This is a genomic window from Rhodococcus globerulus, assembly GCF_019334125.1.
In the GTDB taxonomy this organism is placed as follows: Bacteria; Actinomycetota; Actinomycetes; order Mycobacteriales; family Mycobacteriaceae; genus Rhodococcus_F; species Rhodococcus_F globerula.
In genome coordinates this window covers 2,259,571-2,280,206 of record NZ_CP079698.1, presented here as the reverse complement: position 1 = coordinate 2,280,206, position 20,636 = coordinate 2,259,571, and the positions used below count along the sequence as shown (strand labels likewise).

Below are 20,636 nucleotides of genomic sequence, written 5' to 3'. Positions count from 1 at the left end.
GCGAAAAGAGTGTGAAATATGACAGATACCGACGTCAGGGTCCCGAGCGAAGCGGCGAAGGCGATTGAGCCACCCACAAACTGGAAGATGGTGGGCGGCGGACTCGCGTTTCCGCTTTTCTTCGTCATCATGTTCTGCCTGTGCTACGTCAGCGCCTTCCACTCACCGACGCCGAACAACGCGCCGATCGTGGTGGTGGGACCAGCGTCGGTGACCGCGCCCTTGATCGACGGAATCGAAAAAACGTCCGGCGGCAAATTCGACATCGTTGCCACGGATAACGCAGCCGATGCGATCGCTCGGATCGGCAACCGTGACGCCATCGGCGCCATCGAAATCGGTGACACCGTGACCGCGCACATTGCAACCGGTGCCGGTGCCTCCACGGTGTCGGTAGTGACGGGGCTGGCCCATTCCATCGCGGATCAGACGGGGCAGCAGGTGACCTCGGTGGACTCGGCTCCGGTCACCGCGCGTGATTCCTCGACCGTCGGACTGTTCTACTTCCTGATCGTCTGCACCCTCGGTGGTTACCTGACCATGACTGTGCTCAGTCAGGTCGCGCCGAGAATGCGACTGAGAGAGCAATATTCGATTCTCGCCGGCGCGGCAATCCTCACCCCGCTCATCGCCTTCGGAATCACCAGCATCTTCATGCATGCATTTGGCGCGTCGTTCGGTGAGATCCTGCAATTGCTGGGGATTTCGATGGTCTACACCTTCACCGTGGGTGCAGTGTGCATTCTGCTCAACAAACTGCTGGGTCAAGCCGCGATCTTTGCGGTGTTGACGGTACTGGTCTTCATCAACTTTCCGAGTTCGGGCGGCGCTATTCCGGTGTCGTTCCTGCCGGGGTTCTGGCAGCACATTCATTCGTTCTGGCTCGGATCGGCGGCTATGGAGCCCATTCGGTCCGTCATCTACTTCGACGGCAACGGCGCCGGCCAGCACCTGATCGTTCTGGGTGTCTGGTTGGTTGCGGCTCTCGGGTTGACCGGCCTGGTCGCTGCCCGTCAGTCGAAGAAGGCGGCAGCGCAATAAAATTGGTGGGGCCGGGTGCTCCCGGCCCCACCAGATTTCTACTTCAGTCGTACTGCGTCCGTGCCGTCTCCGTCGAGCATCGCCGAACCCAGCAGAGATTCCGGGATTCCGAACCCGTCGATCAAGGTTGCGACATGCGGGCGCAGGGTGCGGCAGCGTTCGTTGATGCCGCGCGTGACGGCCTTCGAGCGCTCGACCGACAGATGCCGGTGCTCCATGAACCAGGCTTTGTCTGCTTCGATGACGGAGAGCGCGTAAAGGTCGCACACCTCGCCGAGAAGATCCTTTGCTGTCTCGTCCTCACATGAATCGATGCCGGCAACAAAGGCTTCCAGGATGACGCGCTCGATGTGCGCCTGCGCGGCTTTCAGCACGTGGTCCTGCACGAAGTTGAAGGCGTCGAACGGATTCTCCTCCCTCTTCTGTGCGGCCTGCAATCTCCGTGCGGCGGTGGAAAGCAGGTACTCTTCGCGGTCCTCGAACATCTTCATCTGAGTGCCGCGATTGAAGAGGCTGCCGTCCTCCTCGTTGTCCTGCCGAGTGTCGACAATCGTCTGCAGGATCTGTTGGGCCGCAGTACGTTTCTTGACCACATCGGAGACCGTCGTAGCGGCGAAACGCATCCAGTCGACCGGGCTCATGCCGCGAACTTCGTCGGCGTAGGACGTGAGCAGTTCCTTGGCGACCAACTGTGTCAGCACATGGTTGTCGCCCTCGAAAGTCGTGAAGACGTCGGTGTCGGCTTTCAATGCGGTGAGACGGTTCTCCGCGAGATAGCCTGCGCCGCCGCAGGCTTCGCGTGCCTCCTGAATAGCGCGAGTGGCATGCCACGTGTTGGCGGCCTTGAGTCCGGCGGCGCGACCCTCGAGTTCACGCTGCTCCTGAGGGTCAGGGTTCTCGCTGCTCTGGATGTCATGCATCGCGGCCACCAGTTCGTTCTGTGCGAACTGCAATGCGTACGAGCGGGCGATCAGCGGCAGCAGGCGCTTCTGATGGACGAGGTAGTCCATGATCAGGACTTCATTGTCACTCTTGGGGGCGCTGAATTGCCTGCGCTGCAGGGCGTACCGACCCGCGATGGCCAAGCCGACACGTGCTGCCGCTGCTGCGGAACCGCCCACGGTGACGCGTCCGCGAACCAACGTGCCCACCATCGTGAAGAAGCGGCGGTTCGGGTTGTCGATTGCGGAACTGTACGTGCCGTCCTCGGCAACGTCGGCGTATCGATTGAGTAGGTTGTCGCGAGGGATACGCACGTGATCGAACATGATGCGCCCGTTGTCGACTCCGGGCAGTCCGCCCTTGAAGCCGCAATCCGACGTCGTGACGCCAGGAAGGTCGTTTCCGGCGGCATCGCGGATCGGAACGACGAAGCAGTGCACGCCCTGGCTTTCGCCTCCGGTGATGAGTTGCGCGAACACTGCTGCGACGGTGGCATGTTCAGCGGCCCCGCCGATGTAGTCCTTACGTGAGGACGGAGTGGGGGAGTCGATGACGAATTCGCCGGTGGCCGCGTCGTAGGTCGCGGTGGTCTCGAGTTCCTGGACATCGCTGCCATGACCGGTTTCGGTCATGGCAAAACACCCGAGAAGTTCCAGGTCGATGAGGGGTTTGACGTAAGCCTGGTGGTGTCGTTCGGTGCCGAGGTTCTCGATGGCTCCGCCGAACAGTCCCCACTGGACGCCGGCCTTGACCATGAGAGACAAGTCGGACATTGCGAGCATTTCGATACTGGTGACGGCGCCGCCCGCATCTCCGGTTCCGCCGTGCGCTACCGCGAAACCGTTTGCGGCATAACCGAGATCGGCAAGAACTCGCATCTGTTCGAGGGTCTTGGCGCGGGCGATGGCGAGATTCGGAGTGAAATGCGGAGCAAAACGCTCGTCGGACAGTTCGCCGCGAACTCGCTCCCGCACCTCCCGCCAGCGTCCGTCGAGAGTATTCCTGAGGTGGTCCGCTGTGGTGGCCATGGGATCGACCCTAGCGCGAGGGTGCGACCTGTCAGCAGTTTCCTCAGCAGTTTCCAGCGGCGCCGGCTTCGATTCCTTCTCGGAACAGTTGTTTGTCGGCTTCCGGCATCGCTTGATACGACGGGTCGTTCTCCACGATTTTCAGGAAGTCCGCCGCAGCGTCCGCCGGGGCTCCGCCGCTCTGCGTCTGCTGCGTGACGTAGACCGACACAGCCGAGCAACCATCGAGAAAGGCAGGCTCGGTCCGGGGCACGGCGGGGACCGAACTGACGGACGAATTGGCAGCGGAAGTCACCGTCGTAGCGCTCGGGGCCTCGGTTTCCCCGTCGGAGCTGCAGGATGTGACAAGAATCGCAACTGGAATCAACAGCGTGGTCAGCAGTCGCCTCATAGCCCAAATAGTCCCATAATTGGCCTGTTGGGGCCGGAAAACGCACTTCGGCGCCGTAACTCCTACACCCTGTCGTTGTCAGATTCGACAGAACTGGGACACTGGAGGTCGTGACTGTGTCTTCCGGTGATTTCGACGTGCATGCAACGAACTCGGCTCGGCTCTTCGAGCGTGCCGGCAAGGTTATTCCAGGCGGCGTCAATTCGCCGGTCCGAGCGTTCGGTTCGGTGGGTGGAACACCCCGATTCATCCGTGAGGCGTCCGGCTACACGCTGACCGACGTCGACGACAACAAGTACGTCGATCTCGTGTCGTCGTGGGGGCCGATGATCCTCGGACACGCCCATCCCGCAGTCGTGGAAGCCGTCCGCGAGGCAGCCCTCGGCGGACTGTCCTTCGGTGCTCCCACCGAAGGTGAAATCGCGCTGGCCGAAGAAATCGTTGCCAGGGTCGCCCCCGTCGAGAAGGTTCGCCTCGTCAACTCCGGCACCGAGGCCACCATGAGCGCCGTGCGCCTGGCTCGCGGATTCACCGGTCGCACCAAGATCATCAAGTTCTCCGGCTGCTATCACGGTCACGTCGACGCATTGCTTGCCGACGCCGGATCGGGTCTTGCCACCTTCGGACTGCCCACATCACCCGGTGTGACCGGCGCACAGGCCGAAGACACCATCGTGGTCCGCTACAACGATCTCGACGCCGTCGCCGCGGCATTCGCAGCCAACCCGGACGCCGTCGCGTGTGTCATCACCGAGGCCGCTGCCGGAAACATGGGTGCCGTCGCGCCGCTGCCCGGTTTCAACGAGGGACTGCGCGCGCTCACCCGCGAGCACGGCGCTCTGCTGATCATGGACGAGGTGATGACGGGATTCCGCGTCAGCGCGTCCGGTTGGTACGGCATCGACAACGTCGCCGGCGACCTCTACACCTTCGGCAAGGTCATGAGCGGCGGTCTTCCGGCCGCGGCATTCGGCGGTCGCGCCGACATCATGGGCCATCTCGCACCGGACGGCCCGGTCTACCAGGCAGGCACCCTCTCCGGTAACCCGGTTGCCGTCGCTGCCGGTCTCGCCAATCTTCGCGCTGCCGACGCCGAGGTGTACGCCAAGCTCGGAAAGAACGCCACCACCCTCGGCACGCTCATGTCCAATGCGCTCACCGCAGAAGGCGTCGTCCACCAGGTGCAGTACGCGGGCACACTGGTCAGCGTGTTCTTCTCCGAAAACACCGTCACGAACTACGACGAGGCGAAGGCCGCGCAGACGTGGCGGTTCCCCGCGTTCTTCCACGAACTGCTCGCTCGCGGTGTGTACGCGCCGCCGAGTGCGTTCGAAGCGTGGTTCGTCTCGGCCGCGCTCGACGATCGGGCATTCTCGATCATCGCCGACGCTCTGCCGCACGCAGCAAAGGCTGCCGCAGCAGCCGTCAAGCCCTGAGACATGCACGATCCCGCTATTCCTTCAGCCCGCACCTACTTCAGCTAGGACTCTCGACTGTGACCGACGTCGACCATCCAGACCACACGTCCACCCGCACGATCGTGCATGTGCTTCGCCATGGTGAAGTGCACAACCCGCGCGGGATCCTGTACGGACGGCTACCGGGATTCCGGTTGTCGGTGGCGGGTGAGGCGCAGGCACGGGCGGTCGCGGCTGTTCTTGCCGATCACGACATCACCCATGTTGTCGCGTCGCCGTTGCAGCGGGCACAGGAAACCGCGACTCCGATCGCCGAGGCTCACGGCGTCGACATCACGACCGACGACAACGTCATCGAAGCCGGCAACGAGTTCGAAGGCCTCAAGGTTGCCGTCGGTGACGGCGCACTCTCGCGCCCGCGGCACTGGTGGAAGTTGCGCGATCCGTTCACTCCGTCATGGGGCGAGCCCTACCTGCAGATTGCGCATCGCATGCTCGCTGCCGTGAATGCCGCTCGCGTTGCTGCCGTCGGACACGAAGCTGTCATCGTCAGCCATCAGTTGCCGGTGTGGACTCTGCGACGGTTCCTGCAGGGCGAACGCCTGTGGCACGACCCGCGTCACCGCCAGTGCGGCCTGGCGTCGCTCACATCGCTCGTCTACGAAGGCGACACTCTCGTCGACATCATCTACTCCGAGCCGGCAGGCGCATCCGATCCGAGAGTGACTGGAGCATGATTTTCCGCAAGGTCGCAGTAGCAGTCGCCACGGCTGCTGCAGCGATGCTCGTTCTCTCGTCCTGCGCGACCGGCGACGACGCCGTCGCAACGGGCGGCACGTTCGACTTCGTCTCGCCGGGTGGCCAGACGAAGATCTTCTACGATCCGCCGTCCGATCGCGGCACCATCGGAAAGCTCACCGGGCCGGATCTGATGACTGAAGACGCAACTGTCGCCCTCAGCGATTTCGAGGACAAAGTTGTCGTCCTCAATGTCTGGGGCCAGTGGTGTGGCCCGTGCCGCGCCGAAGCCGACGACTTGGAGCAGGTCTACGAGCAGACGCGTGATTCCGGAGTGCAGTTCCTCGGCATCAACGTTCGCGACGACACCAAGAACAAGGCACAGGACTTTGTCGTCGACAACAAGGTCTCGTACCCGTCGATCTACGACCCGTCGATGCGATCGCTGATCGCGCTCGGCAAGGGATACCCGACATCGGTCATCCCGACCACCATCGTCCTCGACCGCCAGCACCGCGTTGCCGCTGTGTTCCTGCAGGAATTGCTTGCCGAGGATCTTCTGCCCGTGGTGGAACGAGTGGCAGCGGAAGAGCCTGCGCAGCAATGACACTCGCAAGTACTGAAACACTCGGCGCCGGCGTCGGTGAAGCATTTCAAAATGCCGCCTCGTCCGGGCCGCTATTTCTTGCACTGGGCGCGTGCCTGCTCGCCGGTCTGGTCTCGTTTGCCTCACCGTGCGTAGTGCCGCTCGTTCCCGGTTACCTGTCCTACCTGGCCGGGGTGGTCGGTGCGGACGCTCCGGCAATCACGGCAGACGAAGCCAGGACGCGAACGATTGCCCGCAGTAGCCGTCTGCGAGTGGCAGGCGCCGCCGGACTTTTCGTGGCCGGCTTCACCGTCGTCTTCGTGTTGGCGACGGCTTCCGTGTTCGGGGTCATCTCCACCCTGCTGATCAACCGCGACGTGCTGATGCGCGTCGGCGGCGTAGTGACTATCGCGATGGGTCTCGTGTTCATCGGCCTGGTGCCCGCGCTGCAGAAAGACGTCCGCTTCGAGCCGCGTCGAGTGTCCTCCCTGGTGGGCGCTCCGCTACTCGGGGGTGTTTTTGCGCTCGGCTGGACGCCCTGCCTTGGCCCGACGCTTGCCGGTGTGATGTCCGTGGCCGCCGGAACCGAAGGTATGACCGCGGCTCGCGGTGTCACGTTGATCGTGGCGTACTGCATCGGGCTCGGCTTGCCGTTCATCATTCTGGCTCTCGGGTCGGCTCGCGCCTTGAACGGTGTCGGTTGGCTGCGCCGCAACGCGCGAACAATTCAGATTTTCGGCGGAATCATGTTGGTGGCGGTGGGTATTGCCCTCGTCACGGGCGCGTGGGACCAGTTCGTCGGCTGGGTTCGTGACGCATTTATCTCGGAGGTGACGCTGCCGATATGACAGCTGACGACAATCACGACAACTCGACTTCGGCATTGCCTCGGCAGTCGACGATCGGCCGAGTCATCGCGCTCGGACGCAACACGTGGCGCGGTCTCACCTCGATGAAGACGGCGCTCGTGCTGCTGTTCCTCCTCGCAATCGCCGCTATTCCAGGCGCGCTGTTGCCACAGCGTTCCCTCAACGAGGGCAAGGTAGCCGAATACATCGCCGCGCGGCCCACCTTGGGTCCGTGGATGGACAAGCTCGAACTGTTCGACGTGTTCAGCAGTTTCTGGTTCACCGCGATCTACGCCCTGCTGTTCATCTCACTCGTCGGCTGCATCCTGCCGCGCTGCGTCGAACACGCAAAGGCTCTGCGTACCCGCCCGGTGGCGGCGCCGCGCAACCTCTCCCGCTTGCCGCACCACACGTCGGCCGTCGTCCCTGGCGAGACGCCCGAACAGTTGGCGGTGCGTCTGTCCAAGGAACTCAAAGGATGGCGCGTCGAGACCCGCACCGACGACGCGCGGTCGAAGCGCGACGGTGAAATCACGATCTCGGCGGAGAAAGGGTACCTCCGTGAATTCGGTAACCTCGTATTCCACCTCTCGCTCGTCGGGCTCCTGATTGCCATCGCCGCCGGAAAGCTGTTCGGCTACGAGGGCAACCGCATCGTGATCGCCAACGACGGACCGGGATTCTGCACGACGTCGCCTGCCGCCTTCGACTCCTTCATCGCCGGACTCGAGCTCGACGGCACCGGGATGACGCCGCTGTGTTTACGGGTCAAGAACTTCGAGGCCGACTACCTCGAAACCGGACAGGCCGAGATGTTCACCTCGGACATCGCGTACCAGTCGGGCGATGACATCGACTCCGACACTTGGCGCGACACGACCATCGCGGTGAACCACCCACTGCGCATTGCCGGTGATCGCGTGTACCTGCAGGGCCACGGTTACGCACCGACCTTCACGGTCACTTTCCCCAACGGGGAGACCCGCACCGAGACTCTGCAGTGGCGACCCGACGATGCCGTCACCTTCCTGAGCAGTGGTGCGATGCGCTTCGACCCGCCAGGCGGCATGTACCCGGATGCCGACGAGCGACGCAAGAATCAGATCGCCATCGAAGGACTGTTCGCGCCGACGGCACTGTTCCACGGAAATCTGCTGTCGTCGAGCTTCCCGGCGATGAACGATCCGGCCGTTGCCATCGACATCTACAAGGGTGACACCGGACTGGACACCGGTAATCCGCAGTCGCTGTTCGAGCTCAACACCGAACTCATCAATCAGGGCCGACTGGTCAAGCAGGAACGTGTCAACCTGATGCCCGGCGAGAGCGCAACATTGGCGGACGGCACGCAGGTACGATTCGACGGCGCCGTCGACTTCGTCAACCTGCAGGTTTCGCACGACCCGGCTCAGCAGTGGGTCCTGGTCTCGGCACTGACGATGATGGCGGGGCTACTGGTTTCGCTGCTGATCAAGCGTCGCAGAATCTGGGCCCGTATCTATCTCGACGACGAACGACGTACGGTAGTAGAGCTCGGCGGACTTGCCCGTACCGACCACGCCGGCTGGGGCGACGAGTTCGATCGTCTCGCAGATCGACTACTAGACAGCCACTCGACTAACTCGGTGACCACACCGCACGTGCAGGAGAATGCCCGATGACAACCAACGAGACTCTCGCTCAGTACAGCGACTGGGCCTTCAAATCAGCCTTCACGGTGCTGGTTCTGGCGTTTGTGCTGCTGATCGTCGAGTACGCGTCGGCTCGCGCCAAATCCGTTCAGGAGAAGGAACTGGTTGCCGCAGGTGGTGGGGACGCCCTCACTCCGGGTCGCGTGACCGAGCAGCCGGTCAAGCCGCTCTCCGAGCGCTTCGGCGGGATGGGCCGCGCAGTCCTGGTTGTCGGCACCGTTCTGATCATCGCGTCGATCGTGCTCCGTGGATTTGCCACCTCGCGATTCCCGCTCGGCAACATGTACGAGTTTGTTGCCATGGCGTGTGCTGCCGCGTTGTTGGTCGGTCACGTTCTGCTGGCCAAGGCAACGTACCGATCGATGTGGGTCTTCCTGCTCGTACCGGTGCTGATTCTGATGTTCCTTGCCGGAACAATCCTCTACGCCGACGCCGCTCCCGTGGTTCCCGCACTGCGGTCCTACTGGCTGCCGATTCACGTGACCATCGTGAGCGTCGGATCCGGCATCTTCATGATCGGTGGCATCGCCAGCATCCTGTTCCTGCTGCGCCTCAAGTTCCCGCCAGGTGAAGAAGGTTCTGGCATCGGTGGCCGGATCGCCGAGCGCCTTCCCGATGCACAGACACTCGACCGCCTGGCGTACAAGAGCACCATCATCGCCTTCCCGCTGTTCGGTGCCGGAGTCATCCTGGGTGCTATCTGGGCGGAAGCGGCCTGGGGCCGGTTCTGGGGCTGGGATCCCAAGGAAACGGTGTCGTTCATCGCCTGGGTGATTTACGCCGCGTACCTGCACGCCCGCGCAACATCCGGTTGGCGTGAGACGAAAGCCGCCTGGATCAACATCGCAGGTTTTGTGGCAATGCTCTTCAATCTGTTCATCATCAACATGGTCGTGTCCGGCTTGCATTCCTACGCGGGGCTGACCTGAGTCGATCCGGTACGGTGGGTTGTCGCCGACCGGTCGGGTTTTGTGCCCGCCCAGTGCAGCTGCGGCAGGGTACACGGTAGCCGGGTACCAGCCACGAAACTAGCTACGCGATAGCTGTATGGTCGTGTCTGTATCGGGCTGGGTGATCGACACGGAACAGATTTCGACAGGGGCGGACATGGCTGACAAGAAGGACGACGCGGGAGCGGGGATCTGGGAACCGGTGCGTCCGGCGCCTGCTCCGCATCAGCAGGCCGCACCGAAGCCTGTTCATGCACCGACTCCTGCATCGCCGAAGGATGTTGATCCGGGAATGCGAAGCTTGTTCGTCGCGCCGACGGACAACACAGCGCCGGGCCCCAACGGCCATGACTCCGTACCGATGTACCCGGCGCCGCCGACGCCCCCGCCCGCTACTACTGCCCCGGCTGCAGCGTCGAATCCGATGCCGGCCCCGAGCTCGATGCCTGTCCCAAATTCGACGCCTGCCCCCAACTCGGGGCGTGTGCCTGCTATTCAGTACCCCGGGGGGCCTCCCGGGCCGGCAAATGGACACTTTGCGTCCGGGCCATTCGCGGCCTCACTGCCGCCGCAAACCTATGAACCGTCGCCGGGGGTCGGCCGGACGAATGGTGCAGGCAATCCGGGTGTGGTGAATCCTGTTGCGGCGCAACAAGCTCCGGCGCCCCGGCCGCAGTTTCCGGCTGCGCCCGCACCTTCAGGTCAGATGCCGCCTGCTGCTCGGGTTCCTGTTTCGCCACCCGTGCCCAACCCCCAGATGCCCAACCCGCAGATGCCCAACCCGCAGATGCCCGTCCCGCGTCCGCCTGCCGCGGGTCCGGCGTCGATCGTGGGAACGCAGCCCGCGCCCGGTCGGCCGGAACCATCGCTGCCGATGTCGGCGCAAGATCTCTCCAACGCGCTGTTGCTCAAGCCTGTGAAGCCCGCTCCGGTCGGCGGGTGGCGCAAGGCGGTGTACACGTTGTCGGGACGGAGTCTCAACCTCGGTAACGGCGCCAAAGATCAGCAGATGCTCGAGTTGACTCACAAGATCAATCAGCCCATGCAGGGCTGCTACAAAGTTGCGGTACTCAGCCTCAAAGGCGGAGTTGGGAAGACAACGACAACAGCGACTCTCGGCTCGACGTTTGCATCCGTGCGCGGTGATCGCGTCATCGCAATCGACGCGAATCCGGACCGTGGAACGCTCAGTCAGAAAGTTCCTCTCGAAACCCCGGCCACAGTCCGTAACCTTCTGCGTGACGAAGCGACCATCGAGAAGTACAGCGACGTTCGTGGTTACACGTCACAGAGTCGGCACCGCCTGGAAGTGCTTGCCTCCGACAGTGATCCGGCGGTTTCCGAAGCATTCAGCGGGGAGGACTACACCCGCACCGTCACCATGCTCGAAAAGTTCTACAGCATTGTTCTCACCGATTGCGGAACCGGATTGATGCACTCGGCAATGACAGCGGTTCTCGAACAGGCAGATTCGTTGATCGTCGTCAGTTCCGGTTCGGTCGACGGCGCTCGTAGTGCCTCAGCCACCTTGGACTGGCTCGACGCACACGGACACAGCGCGCTGGTCTCCAACGCCGTCGCCGTCATCAATGCGGTACGGCCTGGTTCGGGAAAGGTTGATCTACCCCGGGTAGTCGAGCATTTCGAACAGCGGTGCCGCACCGTTCGGCTGATTCCGTTCGATCCGCACCTCGAAGAAGGCGCCGAGGTTGACCTCGATCGACTTCGGTCCGGGACCCGTGACGCTCTCTTCGAGCTTGCTGCCGCGGTTGCCGACGACTTCCCGCGTTCGCACTACGGACGTCCGCTGCAGCGCTGAAACTTGCACAGGGCGGTGACCCTGCAAGCTGCACAGGGCGGTGACCCTACGATCTGCACAGGGCGGTGACCCTACGATCTGCACAGGGCGACCGCCCTACTGCTGTAGGGGCGATCGCCCTGTGCATGGGACCTACTGTGACGAATAGGGCCTACTGCGACGAATCAGTCGGAGCGCCGTCCTGGCCTCCCTGCTGCTTGCGTCGAGTTTGCTGATTTACGTTCCACAGGAACTCGGGATCGTCGTCAGGCCCCTTCACGCCGCCACCCGAGGCTCGGGAAGTGGGGGACGGTCCGAATGCTTTCCACATCAGGACGACCAATGTCACCAAACCTACTAACGCCAACAGATACAGCACGGCGCACCTCCTTCAAGTACAAGGAAGAGCCTACTCAGTCTCGGGTCTGGATCACCAGAATCCCTGGGACGTGGGTGCGGCTTGGTGCGCCGTGCTGTATTCGGGTAGAGCATTTGGGTAGAGCGCGAGCTCCGGTATTTCAGTTGGCTTCGGTGGTCAGCGAGCGCAGAAGCTGCATGACCTCGGTCTCGCGGAAGCGACGGTGTCCGCCCGGAGTGCGAAGTGATCCGAGTCGGCCGGCGTGCGCCCAGCGGGTCACGGTCTTGGGATCTACGTGAAACAGAGCCGCGACCTGGCCGGGTGTCATGAGTGCGTCTGCGGCTACGTTGTATGTTGGTGCGCTCATCTGATGTTCCTCCGTCTTGGCGTCGAACATGTGTTTCGAAACAGTAGCTCAAAACCTACGCCGAGTTTGTTTCGGCGGCCCCTGTCCACGTTCGACCTTTTTTGGATTGGTAGCGCAATGTTTGCACAGAGTTGCCCAGTTAGTCGATCCTTAATATTTAGGTAAAGGAAAAGTAAAGGACAAACCGGATAAAGCGGGCCGATTATTTTAGTCGCCCGGAGTAGGTAACCTTGCAGTGTGAGTAAGTTGCCTGAACGTCCGGAAAACCAGCCTTCTACGCCCGACCTGGCCAAGTCGGAGCCCGTTAACTCTGGGCAAGCAATTGCCTCTGGTGGGGTTGTCACGAAGGGGCAATTGGCGAGAGATGTCGTGCTGTACTCAGTTGCCCGACTCGTGCTGGTAGTCGTAATCGGTGCCGTCATCATGTTCGGTGGAAAGGCTGTCGGTGCAGAGGTTCCCCTGCTCGTAGCTGCCTTGTTTGCCGTGTTGATCGCGCTTCCGCTCTCGCTTCTGCTGTTTGCCAAGTTGCGTAAGCGCGTCAATGTCGGCATTGCCGCAGTTGACGCTCAGCGTCGCGAAGATCGCGACGATTTGCGCGCCAAACTGCGTGGTGACCAGCGGTGACCTCGGAGGTGGTCGACGTCTCGCGCCGTAGTGCGAGAAGTTGGGTCGACAACGCGGTCCGACTGATCGAAGCCGACGCTCAGCGCAGCGCCGACACCCACCTCCTGCGGTACCCGCTACCGAACGACTGGCCCGTCCAGCTCTATCTCAAAGACGAGTCGACGCATATCACCGGCAGCCTCAAGCACCGTCTCGCGCGCTCGTTGTTCCTGTATTCCATCTGCAACGGTTGGGTTACCGAACACACGCCCGTTATCGAGGCTTCGTCCGGATCGACGGCCGTCAGTGAGGCGTACTTCGCGAAGTTGCTGGGGCTCGAATTCGTGGCTGTGATGCCCGCTCACACCAGTCCCGCGAAGATCGCCCTGATCGAAGCGCACGGCGGACGTTGCCACTTCGTCACCGACCCGTCGTCGATCTACTCCGAATCCCAGCGGCTCGCGCGCGAGTCGGGTGGGCACTACATGGATCAGTTCACTCATGCCGAGCGCGCAACGGACTGGCGTGGAAACAACAACATCGCCGCGTCGATCTTCACTCAGCTCGAACGTGAGGAAAACCCGGTCCCGGAGTGGGTTGTCGTCGGCGCAGGCACCGGTGGAACGGGCGCGACCATCGGTCGCTTCCTGCGCTACGGCAAATTCGACACCGGGCTGTGTGTTGTCGATCCCGAACACTCGGTGTTCTTCGACGCCTGGCGGGCCGGTGATCCGTCCATAGTCGGTACTCGCGGCTCGCGAATCGAAGGCATCGGTCGACCTCGCGTCGAGCCTTCGTTTGTCGGTCAGGTCGTCGATCGGATGATCAAGGTGCCCGACGCCGGCTCCATTGCTGCCGCACGTCACGCCAGTGACGCGTTGGGGCGCAAGGTCGGTGGTTCCACCGGAACAAATCTGTGGGGCTCCTTCGCCTTGATTGCGGAGATGATGGCGGCAGGACGAAGCGGCAGCGTCGTCACGCTGCTCTGTGACGGCGGAGAACGCTATTCGGGGACGTACTACAACGATGATTGGGTTGCGTCCGAAGGTATTTCACTCGAGACGCCGACAGCGGTTCTGGACGAGTTCATCCGATCCGGGACGTGGACGGCCGGCGCCTGAGCGTTGGACGGCTCATCGTGATCCTGGGCCATGAATCGAGTCCGGCCGCTTGCTCGTGCGTGCGGATCCGGATGAGATCCGGGGACATCGTGCTCTCGGGTATGCGCTCGAATCCGAGTCGCTCGTAGTAGGGCGCGTTCCAGGGGACGTCGGCAAACGTAGTCAGGGTCACCACGTGGTGATGGTGTGCTCCAGCCCAGTCGGCGATGGAGTCGATCAACTGCGCGCCGAAGCCTTTGCGTGAGTGCATGGGGTGCACTGATACCTGCTCGATATGAACCCCGACGTCGATGATGTCGACAAGGGCGTATCCGAGAATTGTGTTCGCGGCATCGGTCATCACCCAGATGTGATCGGCTTCGAGGTACTTCGTGAGTTCGTCGAGAGTCGGGGGCGGATCGTCGGCAATGGCGTCCATTCCAACGTCTCGGAAGGGCTCACCCGCGGCTGTTTCGATCAGTTGCAGTGCAGGTAGGTCATCGGGGACAGCCAAGCGAATCACAGAATCCGTTGTACCTCGAGTGTCGAATTTCGCCCAACCGAGTCGCCCGGAATCCCAAACCTACGCAACCGTAGGTTGTGTATCGTTTGGCCTATGGACGCTCCCGAGGTTTCGCTCGACAACTACGAGGCTGTGTACGAGTACTACCGCGGTCACCAGCAGAATCGGTTCGTGGCCAAGCTTGCCTATGCCGCGCTGGCACTGAAATATCGTCCGCGAATTGCTTATGCACCTGGCGCGGAAGCCGCGTTGGCGGCTCTACTCGGGCGTGGGACGCAACTGGTGGTTGCGGTCAATCACCTTACGGAGAGTGACCAATTCACGCTTGCGGCGACGGCGTGGCGCACCCCACTGCGGCGCGTGATCGGGCGGACTCGCGTGCTGGCGAAGGATGAGCTCTTCGTTGATCCAGCTCAGCGCAAAAAGGTCGACATGATGGGCAGCATTCCGGTGTTCCGCAGCAAGAATCACGGACTGCGGGCCGTGTCGGACGCGGGCCGCGTGATGATGGACGTTGCGGCGCAGCGCTTGAGCGAGGGGGACTGTCTGGCGATTTTCCCCGAGGGAACCTGCAATACCGAGGATCCCCGGACGCTGCAGCACGTCAACAGCGGAATCGGCCACATCGTTTCGCGCGCAGAGAAATTGGGATGCTCGCCTGCACTCCTGTCGGTTGGAATCAGCTACGGGCCGGAGGCGGGTCAGGTCAAGAGCGCCCGGGTTTTCATCGGCACTCCGGTAGTCGACCTGGGTGGAAAACCGATGGACATCGCTCGCGTCGTACAAGGCGATCTGCAGCGTGCCGTGGATGGCGCCGTGGCGAGCTACTGATCGCTCAATGTGTCAACTTTGGTTGACGCCTGCCGTTTGTCAACCTATATTGACACCATGACCGAAGCGACCTCACTCGCCACCGCCGCGGGCAGTCCCGATCCAGCCGAGGGCTTGCGGGCCGTTCGGGCGCTGCGACGACTGCTCGAACGACTCGAAGCCATCCAGGTTGCCAACGCGCGCAAGCAGGGATGGTCCTGGCAAGCGATTGCCGAGACTCTCGAGGTGAGCCGTCAGGCCGTCCACAAGAAGCATGCAAGCGCAGAGTCGCAACGAGGGAAAGGCAGGTAGGGAAATGTTCGAGAGGTTTACTGCAGACGCACGCGCGGTTGTCGTCGACGCGGTCGGCAGTGCCGATCAGGTGACTCCCCAGGAATTGTTGGAAGCACTTCTGGCCACCGACCGTGGCATCGCCACAGCGACCCTGCGCGAGTGCGGTGTCACCGCCGAATCGCTGCACAGCGAGACTCCGACGAACGATCTTGATCAAGACGCCGATGTGCTGGCGTCGATAGGCATCGACCTGGCCGCCATTCGGGAGAGCCTCGAGCAAGCGTTCGGGAAGGGAGCGCTCGACGAGCCTGCCGTGCCTGCCGGGATCGGTTCGCGTCGTAGCAGATTCGCCTTCCCACGCTCGAGATTCGAGAAGGACGCGAAGAAGGTTCTCGAACTGTCACTGCGGGAAGCGGTTGCGCACAAGAGCAACCACATCGGCGCCGAGCACATACTCCTCGGCATCCTGCGTGTCGCCGATGGTCCGACGCGCACGGCACTCGAAGCGCAGGTCAGCATCCCCGAGATCCGTAGCCGGCTGGAATCGGCGATGCGCCCAGCGGCCTAGACACCACGACATGACGGGATCATGTGCCAGCATTCAGACATGACATTTCTGGCACGTCTCATAGTCAACGGAATAGCTATCTGGCTCGCCTCCATGTGGGTAACCGGAATCACCATCGACAGCAATCAAGACGATACGTGGGGAAACATCCTGGTCATCGCCATAATTGCGCTGATCTTCACCGTCGTCAACGCGTTCATCAAGCCGTTGCTGAAGCTACTGTCCCTCCCGCTGTTGATTCTCACGCTCGGGTTGTTCACGCTCGTCATCAACGCGCTCATGCTGATGTTGACGGCCTGGATCTCGACGTCGCTGGACGCCGGCCTGACCGTCGACGGATTCTGGACCGCTGTTTGGGGCGCACTGATCATCTCCGTCGTGAACTTCGTCCTCAGCGCGTTTGTGCCCGAGAATCGCTGATCAGGGCCTTCGCTGATCAAGCTTTCGCTGATCAGGCCAGGCTGAGCGCAACTGCCGTCGCGGCACCCCAGACAAGCATTGCGAGTCCGGTGTCGCGCAGGGCAGGAATGAGAGCCATGCCCTGACCGCCCGAGCGCAGTGGTGCGTTGGCTCGGACTGCAAGTGGCAACGCGAGCAGTCCGAGCAGCGCCCACGGTGTTCGTAGAACAAGCAGCAGTGTTGCGATGAACGGAACAGCCAGCAGGACGACGTGCAACGTGCGGGTCTTCGCGTCGCCGAGGCGGACGGCGAGTGTGATCTTTCCGGATTCGGAGTCCGTCGGGATGTCTCGCAAGTTGTTGGCCACAAGAACCGCACTAGAGAAGGAACCGATGGCAACGGCGCCGGCAAGTCCGGCAAGATCAATGCGTTCCGCCTGCACGAATTGAGTTCCCAGAACCGCGACCAGGCCGAAGAACACAAACACGGCGATCTCGCCGAATCCGCTGTACCCGTACGGCTTCTTGCCGCCGGTGTAGTACCAGGCGCCGATGATGCAGAACACGCCAACCGCGACCAGCCACCACGCCGTCGTAGCGGCCAGGGCAAATCCGGCAACAGCCGCGACCGAGAAGCAACCGATGGCTGCGGCCTTGACGGTGCCGGGGCTGACCAGCTTCGATCCGACCAGGCGAATCGGCCCGACGCGATCGTCGTCCGTCCCGCGAATTCCGTCGGAGTAATCGTTCGCGAAGTTCACCCCGATGATCAAAGCCAGGGAAACGATCAGCGCGAGGAGCGCCTTCCACCACACCGCGTGATCCAGTGACGCCGCTGCTCCGGTGCCGACCAGCACCGGGGCAATCGCATTCGGGAGGGTGCGCGGTCTCGCGCCTTCGATCCATTGAGCAGCTGTAGCCATACAACGATCTTTGCACTGTGCAATACCATCGAACGCGGTGGATCAGGACAAGACTCGAGACGTGACTGGCATAACTCTGCTCGGCCCCGTGTCGATCGGGGCGGCGAATCGGTGGGTCGGAGTGCCCGGGCCGCGAGCGCGCGCCCTGCTTACCGCGTTGGCGCTCGATCCGGGGCATCCATGTTCGCCGCAGAGCCTGATCTCCGACATCTGGGGGTCGGAGCCGCCGCGCTCACCGACCAATGCTCTACACACGCAGGTGTCCAGGCTGCGATCCGCGCTCCCGGAAGGCGCCCTGGAGGTAACGCCGGCGGGCTATCGGCTCACGGTGACACGGGATCAGGTTGATCTCGCGCGAGCCGAAGACGAGGTTCGAGCGCTTCGGGGTGCTGACGTGCACCCGCGCGAGTTGCTGACGAGAGTCACTGCAGCTCTGAATCTCTGGCGGGGGAGCCCGGGCGACGATGTTGTCGGGCCGGCGGGTGAGCAGTTGGCTTCGCGTGCCAAGAGCCTGCGCCGCGAACTTGTCACACTGCGACTGCGCTCGCTGCTCGAGCTCGGGGATTTCTCCGAGGCACTTCCTCTTGCGCGAGAAGCTCACGCCGACAATCCTTTCGACGACACCGCTGCCGGGAACCTGATGCGATCGCTCGCAGGTTCGGATCGTGTCAACGATGCGCTCGAGATGTTCGCGGTGCACCGCGAGCGCCTGGCTGACCGGTTGGGCGTTGATCCGTCGCCGGCTCTGGTGGCGCTGAACGCGGACTTGCTCGCTGCGCCGACTGCGTCGACTGCGGCGGTCCGGAGTTCCCGCGCGATCGGTTTGCGCGCGGCACCCAACGCCATGTTCGGCCGCCGAGACGATATCGAGAGAATCGAGGCACTCCTCGAACGGTCTCGCGTCGTCACGATCCTCGGACCCGGCGGCGCGGGAAAAACCCGTCTGGCACACGAATTGGGGTCGCGGGCCTCGGCCCGCACGTCCGTTGTTCTGGTCGAACTGGCGTCGTTGCGAAGCAGCGACGACGTGATCGCGGCGATCGGTAGCACCCTCGGAATCAGTGAAGCCGATCTGGCACCAGGTCGCCTGACAGTCGGGCGAACGCACTCCGCCCGCGAGCGGTTGGTCGAGGTTCTTTCGGCCGGTCCGATGACGTTGATTCTCGACAACTGTGAACATGTACTCCGGGCCTGCTCGGACATCGTTGCCGAGATGATTGCAGCCAGTGCTCAGTTGACCGTTCTGACGACAAGTCGATCACCGCTCATGCTCAGTGCAGAGGTCGTCTATCCGTTGCCTCCGTTGGAGATTCACGGTGATTCCGGGTCTGCGGTGGAATTGTTCACGGCTCGGGCCAGAGCCGTGCGACCATCCGTACATCTCGATTTGGCGGCCGTCGGAAAGCTGTGCGCGACGCTCGACGGCTTGCCGTTGGCCATCGAACTCGCGGCGGCCCGCGTGCGGACGATGAGCGTCGAGGAAATTTCGGCGCGCCTGAGTGATCGATTCGCGCTCTTGCGATCCGGTGACCCCACGTCGCCGGATCGCCATCGCACTCTGCACGCGGTGATCGACTGGAGTTGGAATCTGCTCGGCCCCGAGTATCGAGTGGCACTGGCTCGATTGTGCCGATTCCCGGCTGGTTTCACATTGTCTTCGGCGCGAGCGGTCGCCGAGTGGGACGGCGTGGATGACATAGCCGACGCGATCGAGGCTCTGGTCAACCAGTCGTTGCTTACCGTCGTCGACGGGCCGGACGGGTTGCGCTACCACATGCTCGAGACGGTTCGCGAATACGGCGAGGAGAAACTCGGCGATCTCGGTGAGGGGACGGAAGTTCTTCGGAGACTTAGTGGCTGGGCCGTCGCGATCGCCGGGGACGCTCGCCGACGGGCTCGTTCCGATCAGCTGCGCCTTGTGGGCGAGATCGACGCCGAACATGACAATCTCCTTGCTGTGCTGCGTTGGGCAGTCGACGGCAAAGACGGCGTGACCACAGCGAGTGTCTTCCCGGTTCTCGGAGTGCTCTGGTCGATTCGGGGTGCACACACGGAAGTAGCGAACTGGGCACCGAAGGTGATCGAAGCAACTCGAGATCACGACCTACGTGACGTAGACGGCGACTTGGCGGCCACGACGTTCATGTTGGTGGCGATGCATCTACTGTTCGCCGAACTCAGTCGCGATCACGTTCGAGCAAGGGTTCGCCTCCGAAAGATGCTGCGCGAGCGCGGCGATCTGCGGCCGATGTTCGTGTTTTTCATCCGACTGCTGAATAGTCCCCGCTCCGGGTACGGCGTTGCGCGGTTGTTGGCGGAAGGAGTCCGCAGCGCTGACACCGAGACCCGGACGGCGGCGTTGTTCGCGCGGTCGAACTTGCGCGAGAACATCGGCGATGTGCGGGGTGCACGTAGTGATGCCGAGGATCTTCTGCGGTACGCCCGAGAGATCGGAGACGAGTGGGGCGTCGCGATGGCCGCTCAACACGTCGGCTCGGTCCACAGTCAATCGACGAGATATGCCGAAGCTGCCGAGTACTACGCGCTGGCAGCGGCGGCCAGCGAAAGTCTGGGAGCTCACGAAGAAGCGGTGCAGCTCATCGGGTTTCAGGCAAGCGCGCTGATTGCCGACGGCGATTCCGCGGGCGGCCGCGCGCTGCTGGATCAACTGCGGCCCGCGCTGGCGCAGGTCGGCGCCAGCTCTGCGATCGAAAATCATCAGCGGCGGTCGGCGATGTCGGCCAATCTTGCCGAGGCAGACCTGGCGGAGGGCCATGTCGAACTCGGTCTACGCCAGTACCGAGAGGCGCTGGATCTGCTCGGCGACGCGATGGGCAATGTGTACGGAGATCCGTTTGTCATCCTGCTCAGCGCTGCCGCGGTATGCGCACACGCGCTGGCAGGGCAGTCGCCGATGGTTGCGGATCACGTACACCGGATGGTCGAGTCGAGTCTGATCAAGTTGCATCCCAACGGATATACCGACCTGCCACTGACGGGTTCGGTCGCAGCGGCCGTCGGTGCCTATGATCTGTCGACCGGGAACGTCGGGCCCGGCATCGAACTGTTGGCCCTGGCCGTCGTGATGCGGGGACGGCAGGATTTTGCCTCGCTGCAGCATGCACGGCTCATCGCATTCGCGCGCGGAATTGTCGGTGACCAACAGTGGTTTGACGCGGTGAACACGGCTTCGAGATACCCACGCGCCACGACCCGCGAAGCAGTTCTTGCAGCGCTTCGCGGGTCGCGTGGGTAATCGTC

21 protein-coding genes are annotated in these 20,636 nt (G+C 62.6%); 15 read left to right on the top strand and 6 right to left on the bottom strand.

The features are described from left to right. Positions 1 to 18 precede the first annotated feature (18 nt). Positions 19 to 1,041 carry an ABC transporter permease gene (locus tag KYT97_RS10305; protein ID WP_172936305.1) on the top strand — a complete coding sequence of 341 codons (1,023 nt, stop codon included), beginning with the start codon at positions 19 to 21 and terminating at the stop codon, positions 1,039 to 1,041. Positions 1,042 to 1,079: 38 nt separating this feature from the next. Here KYT97_RS10305 and KYT97_RS10300 read toward each other — a convergent pair whose 3' ends face one another. Together KYT97_RS10300 and KYT97_RS10295 are read right to left on the bottom strand one after the other, a co-directional pair. Continuing rightward, on the bottom strand, positions 1,080 to 3,011 hold the full coding sequence (locus KYT97_RS10300; RefSeq protein ID WP_045063823.1) for an acyl-CoA dehydrogenase family protein: 1,932 nt from the start codon (positions 3,009 to 3,011) through the stop codon (positions 1,080 to 1,082). A gap of 43 nt (positions 3,012 to 3,054) precedes the next feature. Further along, positions 3,055 to 3,402 (bottom strand): hypothetical protein, encoded by a 348-nt coding sequence (locus KYT97_RS10295; protein WP_219112192.1) that lies wholly within the window; start codon positions 3,400 to 3,402, stop codon positions 3,055 to 3,057. Positions 3,403 to 3,512: 110 nt separating this feature from the next. Here KYT97_RS10295 and hemL point away from each other — a divergent pair, with 110 nt between their 5' ends. From hemL to KYT97_RS10260, 7 genes are all read left to right on the top strand, one after another. After that, entirely contained in the window at positions 3,513 to 4,838 is a 1,326-nt protein-coding gene (hemL, locus tag KYT97_RS10290; protein ID WP_045063822.1) for a glutamate-1-semialdehyde 2,1-aminomutase, read from the top strand. Positions 4,839 to 4,897: 59 nt separating this feature from the next. Further along, positions 4,898 to 5,557: a histidine phosphatase family protein gene (locus tag KYT97_RS10285; protein WP_033235469.1), complete on the top strand. Its 660-nt coding sequence runs from the start codon at positions 4,898 to 4,900 to the stop codon at positions 5,555 to 5,557. Further along, positions 5,554 to 6,165 carry a TlpA disulfide reductase family protein gene (locus KYT97_RS10280; protein ID WP_033235468.1) on the top strand — a complete coding sequence of 204 codons (612 nt, stop codon included), beginning with the start codon at positions 5,554 to 5,556 and terminating at the stop codon, positions 6,163 to 6,165. The genes KYT97_RS10285 and KYT97_RS10280 overlap by 4 nt, the downstream gene beginning before the upstream one ends. Continuing rightward, entirely contained in the window at positions 6,162 to 6,992 is an 831-nt protein-coding gene (locus KYT97_RS10275; RefSeq protein WP_033235467.1) for a cytochrome c biogenesis CcdA family protein, read from the top strand. The genes KYT97_RS10280 and KYT97_RS10275 overlap by 4 nt, the downstream gene beginning before the upstream one ends. Next, complete coding sequence (gene resB / locus KYT97_RS10270; protein WP_172936304.1) at positions 6,989 to 8,653, top strand: cytochrome c biogenesis protein ResB; 1,665 nt, start codon at positions 6,989 to 6,991, stop codon at positions 8,651 to 8,653. The genes KYT97_RS10275 and resB overlap by 4 nt, the downstream gene beginning before the upstream one ends. Further along, entirely contained in the window at positions 8,650 to 9,612 is a 963-nt protein-coding gene (gene ccsB, locus KYT97_RS10265; protein ID WP_045063821.1) for a c-type cytochrome biogenesis protein CcsB, read from the top strand. The genes resB and ccsB overlap by 4 nt, the downstream gene beginning before the upstream one ends. Positions 9,613 to 9,790: 178 nt before the next feature. After that, complete coding sequence (locus KYT97_RS10260; protein ID WP_219112190.1) at positions 9,791 to 11,452, top strand: MinD/ParA family ATP-binding protein; 1,662 nt, start codon at positions 9,791 to 9,793, stop codon at positions 11,450 to 11,452. A gap of 151 nt (positions 11,453 to 11,603) precedes the next feature. On the opposite strand, the gene KYT97_RS10255 is transcribed toward KYT97_RS10260, so the two are convergent. Then, the gene (locus KYT97_RS10255; RefSeq protein ID WP_033235464.1) at positions 11,604 to 11,810 is read right to left on the bottom strand and encodes a hypothetical protein; all 207 of its coding nucleotides are present in this window, start codon (positions 11,808 to 11,810) and stop codon (positions 11,604 to 11,606) included. Positions 11,811 to 11,949: 139 nt separating this feature from the next. Beyond that, positions 11,950 to 12,156 carry a BldC family transcriptional regulator gene (locus KYT97_RS10250; RefSeq protein WP_033235774.1) on the bottom strand — a complete coding sequence of 69 codons (207 nt, stop codon included), beginning with the start codon at positions 12,154 to 12,156 and terminating at the stop codon, positions 11,950 to 11,952. 237 nt (positions 12,157 to 12,393) lie between these two features. Between KYT97_RS10250 and KYT97_RS10245 the strand changes: the two genes are divergently transcribed. Together KYT97_RS10245 and cds1 are read left to right on the top strand one after the other, a co-directional pair. After that, positions 12,394 to 12,780: a DUF4229 domain-containing protein gene (locus KYT97_RS10245; RefSeq protein WP_033235463.1), complete on the top strand. Its 387-nt coding sequence runs from the start codon at positions 12,394 to 12,396 to the stop codon at positions 12,778 to 12,780. Next, a complete protein-coding gene (gene cds1, locus KYT97_RS10240) occupies positions 12,777 to 13,880 on the top strand; it encodes an L-cysteine desulfhydrase Cds1 (RefSeq protein ID WP_219112189.1) in 1,104 nt (367 codons plus the stop codon). Before KYT97_RS10245 ends, cds1 begins: the two co-directional genes overlap by 4 nt. On the opposite strand, the gene KYT97_RS10235 is transcribed toward cds1, so the two are convergent. Beyond that, positions 13,846 to 14,382, bottom strand: coding sequence for a GNAT family N-acetyltransferase (locus KYT97_RS10235; protein ID WP_219112187.1), 537 nt, complete (start codon positions 14,380 to 14,382; stop codon positions 13,846 to 13,848). The genes cds1 and KYT97_RS10235 overlap by 35 nt on opposite strands. A 93-nt stretch (positions 14,383 to 14,475) precedes the next feature. Here KYT97_RS10235 and KYT97_RS10230 point away from each other — a divergent pair, with 93 nt between their 5' ends. From KYT97_RS10230 to KYT97_RS10215, 4 genes are read left to right on the top strand one after another with little or no spacing between them, the layout of a single operon-like run. After that, positions 14,476 to 15,213, top strand: coding sequence for a lysophospholipid acyltransferase family protein (locus tag KYT97_RS10230; protein WP_219112185.1), 738 nt, complete (start codon positions 14,476 to 14,478; stop codon positions 15,211 to 15,213). A gap of 57 nt (positions 15,214 to 15,270) precedes the next feature. Beyond that, complete coding sequence (locus KYT97_RS10225) at positions 15,271 to 15,504, top strand: HTH domain-containing protein (RefSeq protein WP_033235460.1); 234 nt, start codon at positions 15,271 to 15,273, stop codon at positions 15,502 to 15,504. Positions 15,505 to 15,508: 4 nt separating this feature from the next. Next, the gene (locus KYT97_RS10220; RefSeq protein ID WP_219112184.1) at positions 15,509 to 16,054 is read left to right on the top strand and encodes a Clp protease N-terminal domain-containing protein; all 546 of its coding nucleotides are present in this window, start codon (positions 15,509 to 15,511) and stop codon (positions 16,052 to 16,054) included. A 39-nt stretch (positions 16,055 to 16,093) separates the two neighbouring features. Continuing rightward, positions 16,094 to 16,474, top strand: a complete 381-nt coding sequence (locus KYT97_RS10215; protein WP_033235458.1) for a phage holin family protein — start codon at positions 16,094 to 16,096, stop codon at positions 16,472 to 16,474. A gap of 31 nt (positions 16,475 to 16,505) precedes the next feature. On the opposite strand, the gene KYT97_RS10210 is transcribed toward KYT97_RS10215, so the two are convergent. Then, a complete protein-coding gene (locus tag KYT97_RS10210; RefSeq protein WP_045063810.1) occupies positions 16,506 to 17,375 on the bottom strand; it encodes a 1,4-dihydroxy-2-naphthoate polyprenyltransferase in 870 nt (289 codons plus the stop codon). Between the two features lie 61 nt (positions 17,376 to 17,436). On the opposite strand from KYT97_RS10210, the gene KYT97_RS10205 reads away from it, so the two are divergent. Continuing rightward, positions 17,437 to 20,631: an AfsR/SARP family transcriptional regulator gene (locus KYT97_RS10205; protein WP_245006064.1), complete on the top strand. Its 3,195-nt coding sequence runs from the start codon at positions 17,437 to 17,439 to the stop codon at positions 20,629 to 20,631. Positions 20,632 to 20,636: the final 5 nt, after the last annotated feature.

Excerpts from the sequence above, each read along its gene's own strand:
- KYT97_RS10305 (WP_172936305.1), top strand. The coding sequence starts at position 19 with ATGACAGATACCGACGTCAGGGTCCCGAGCGAAGCGGCGAAGGCGATT.
- KYT97_RS10300 (WP_045063823.1), bottom strand. The coding sequence starts at position 3,011 with ATGGCCACCACAGCGGACCACCTCAGGAATACTCTCGACGGACGCTGG.
- KYT97_RS10295 (WP_219112192.1), bottom strand. The coding sequence starts at position 3,402 with ATGAGGCGACTGCTGACCACGCTGTTGATTCCAGTTGCGATTCTTGTC.
- KYT97_RS10280 (WP_033235468.1), top strand. The coding sequence starts at position 5,554 with ATGATTTTCCGCAAGGTCGCAGTAGCAGTCGCCACGGCTGCTGCAGCG.
- KYT97_RS10275 (WP_033235467.1), top strand. The coding sequence starts at position 6,162 with ATGACACTCGCAAGTACTGAAACACTCGGCGCCGGCGTCGGTGAAGCA.
- resB (WP_172936304.1), top strand. The coding sequence starts at position 6,989 with ATGACAGCTGACGACAATCACGACAACTCGACTTCGGCATTGCCTCGG.
- ccsB (WP_045063821.1), top strand. The coding sequence starts at position 8,650 with ATGACAACCAACGAGACTCTCGCTCAGTACAGCGACTGGGCCTTCAAA.
- KYT97_RS10260 (WP_219112190.1), top strand. The coding sequence starts at position 9,791 with ATGGCTGACAAGAAGGACGACGCGGGAGCGGGGATCTGGGAACCGGTG.
- KYT97_RS10250 (WP_033235774.1), bottom strand. The coding sequence starts at position 12,156 with ATGAGCGCACCAACATACAACGTAGCCGCAGACGCACTCATGACACCC.
- KYT97_RS10230 (WP_219112185.1), top strand. The coding sequence starts at position 14,476 with ATGGACGCTCCCGAGGTTTCGCTCGACAACTACGAGGCTGTGTACGAG.
- KYT97_RS10225 (WP_033235460.1), top strand. The coding sequence starts at position 15,271 with ATGACCGAAGCGACCTCACTCGCCACCGCCGCGGGCAGTCCCGATCCA.
- KYT97_RS10220 (WP_219112184.1), top strand. The coding sequence starts at position 15,509 with ATGTTCGAGAGGTTTACTGCAGACGCACGCGCGGTTGTCGTCGACGCG.
- KYT97_RS10215 (WP_033235458.1), top strand. The coding sequence starts at position 16,094 with ATGACATTTCTGGCACGTCTCATAGTCAACGGAATAGCTATCTGGCTC.
- KYT97_RS10210 (WP_045063810.1), bottom strand. The coding sequence starts at position 17,375 with ATGGCTACAGCTGCTCAATGGATCGAAGGCGCGAGACCGCGCACCCTC.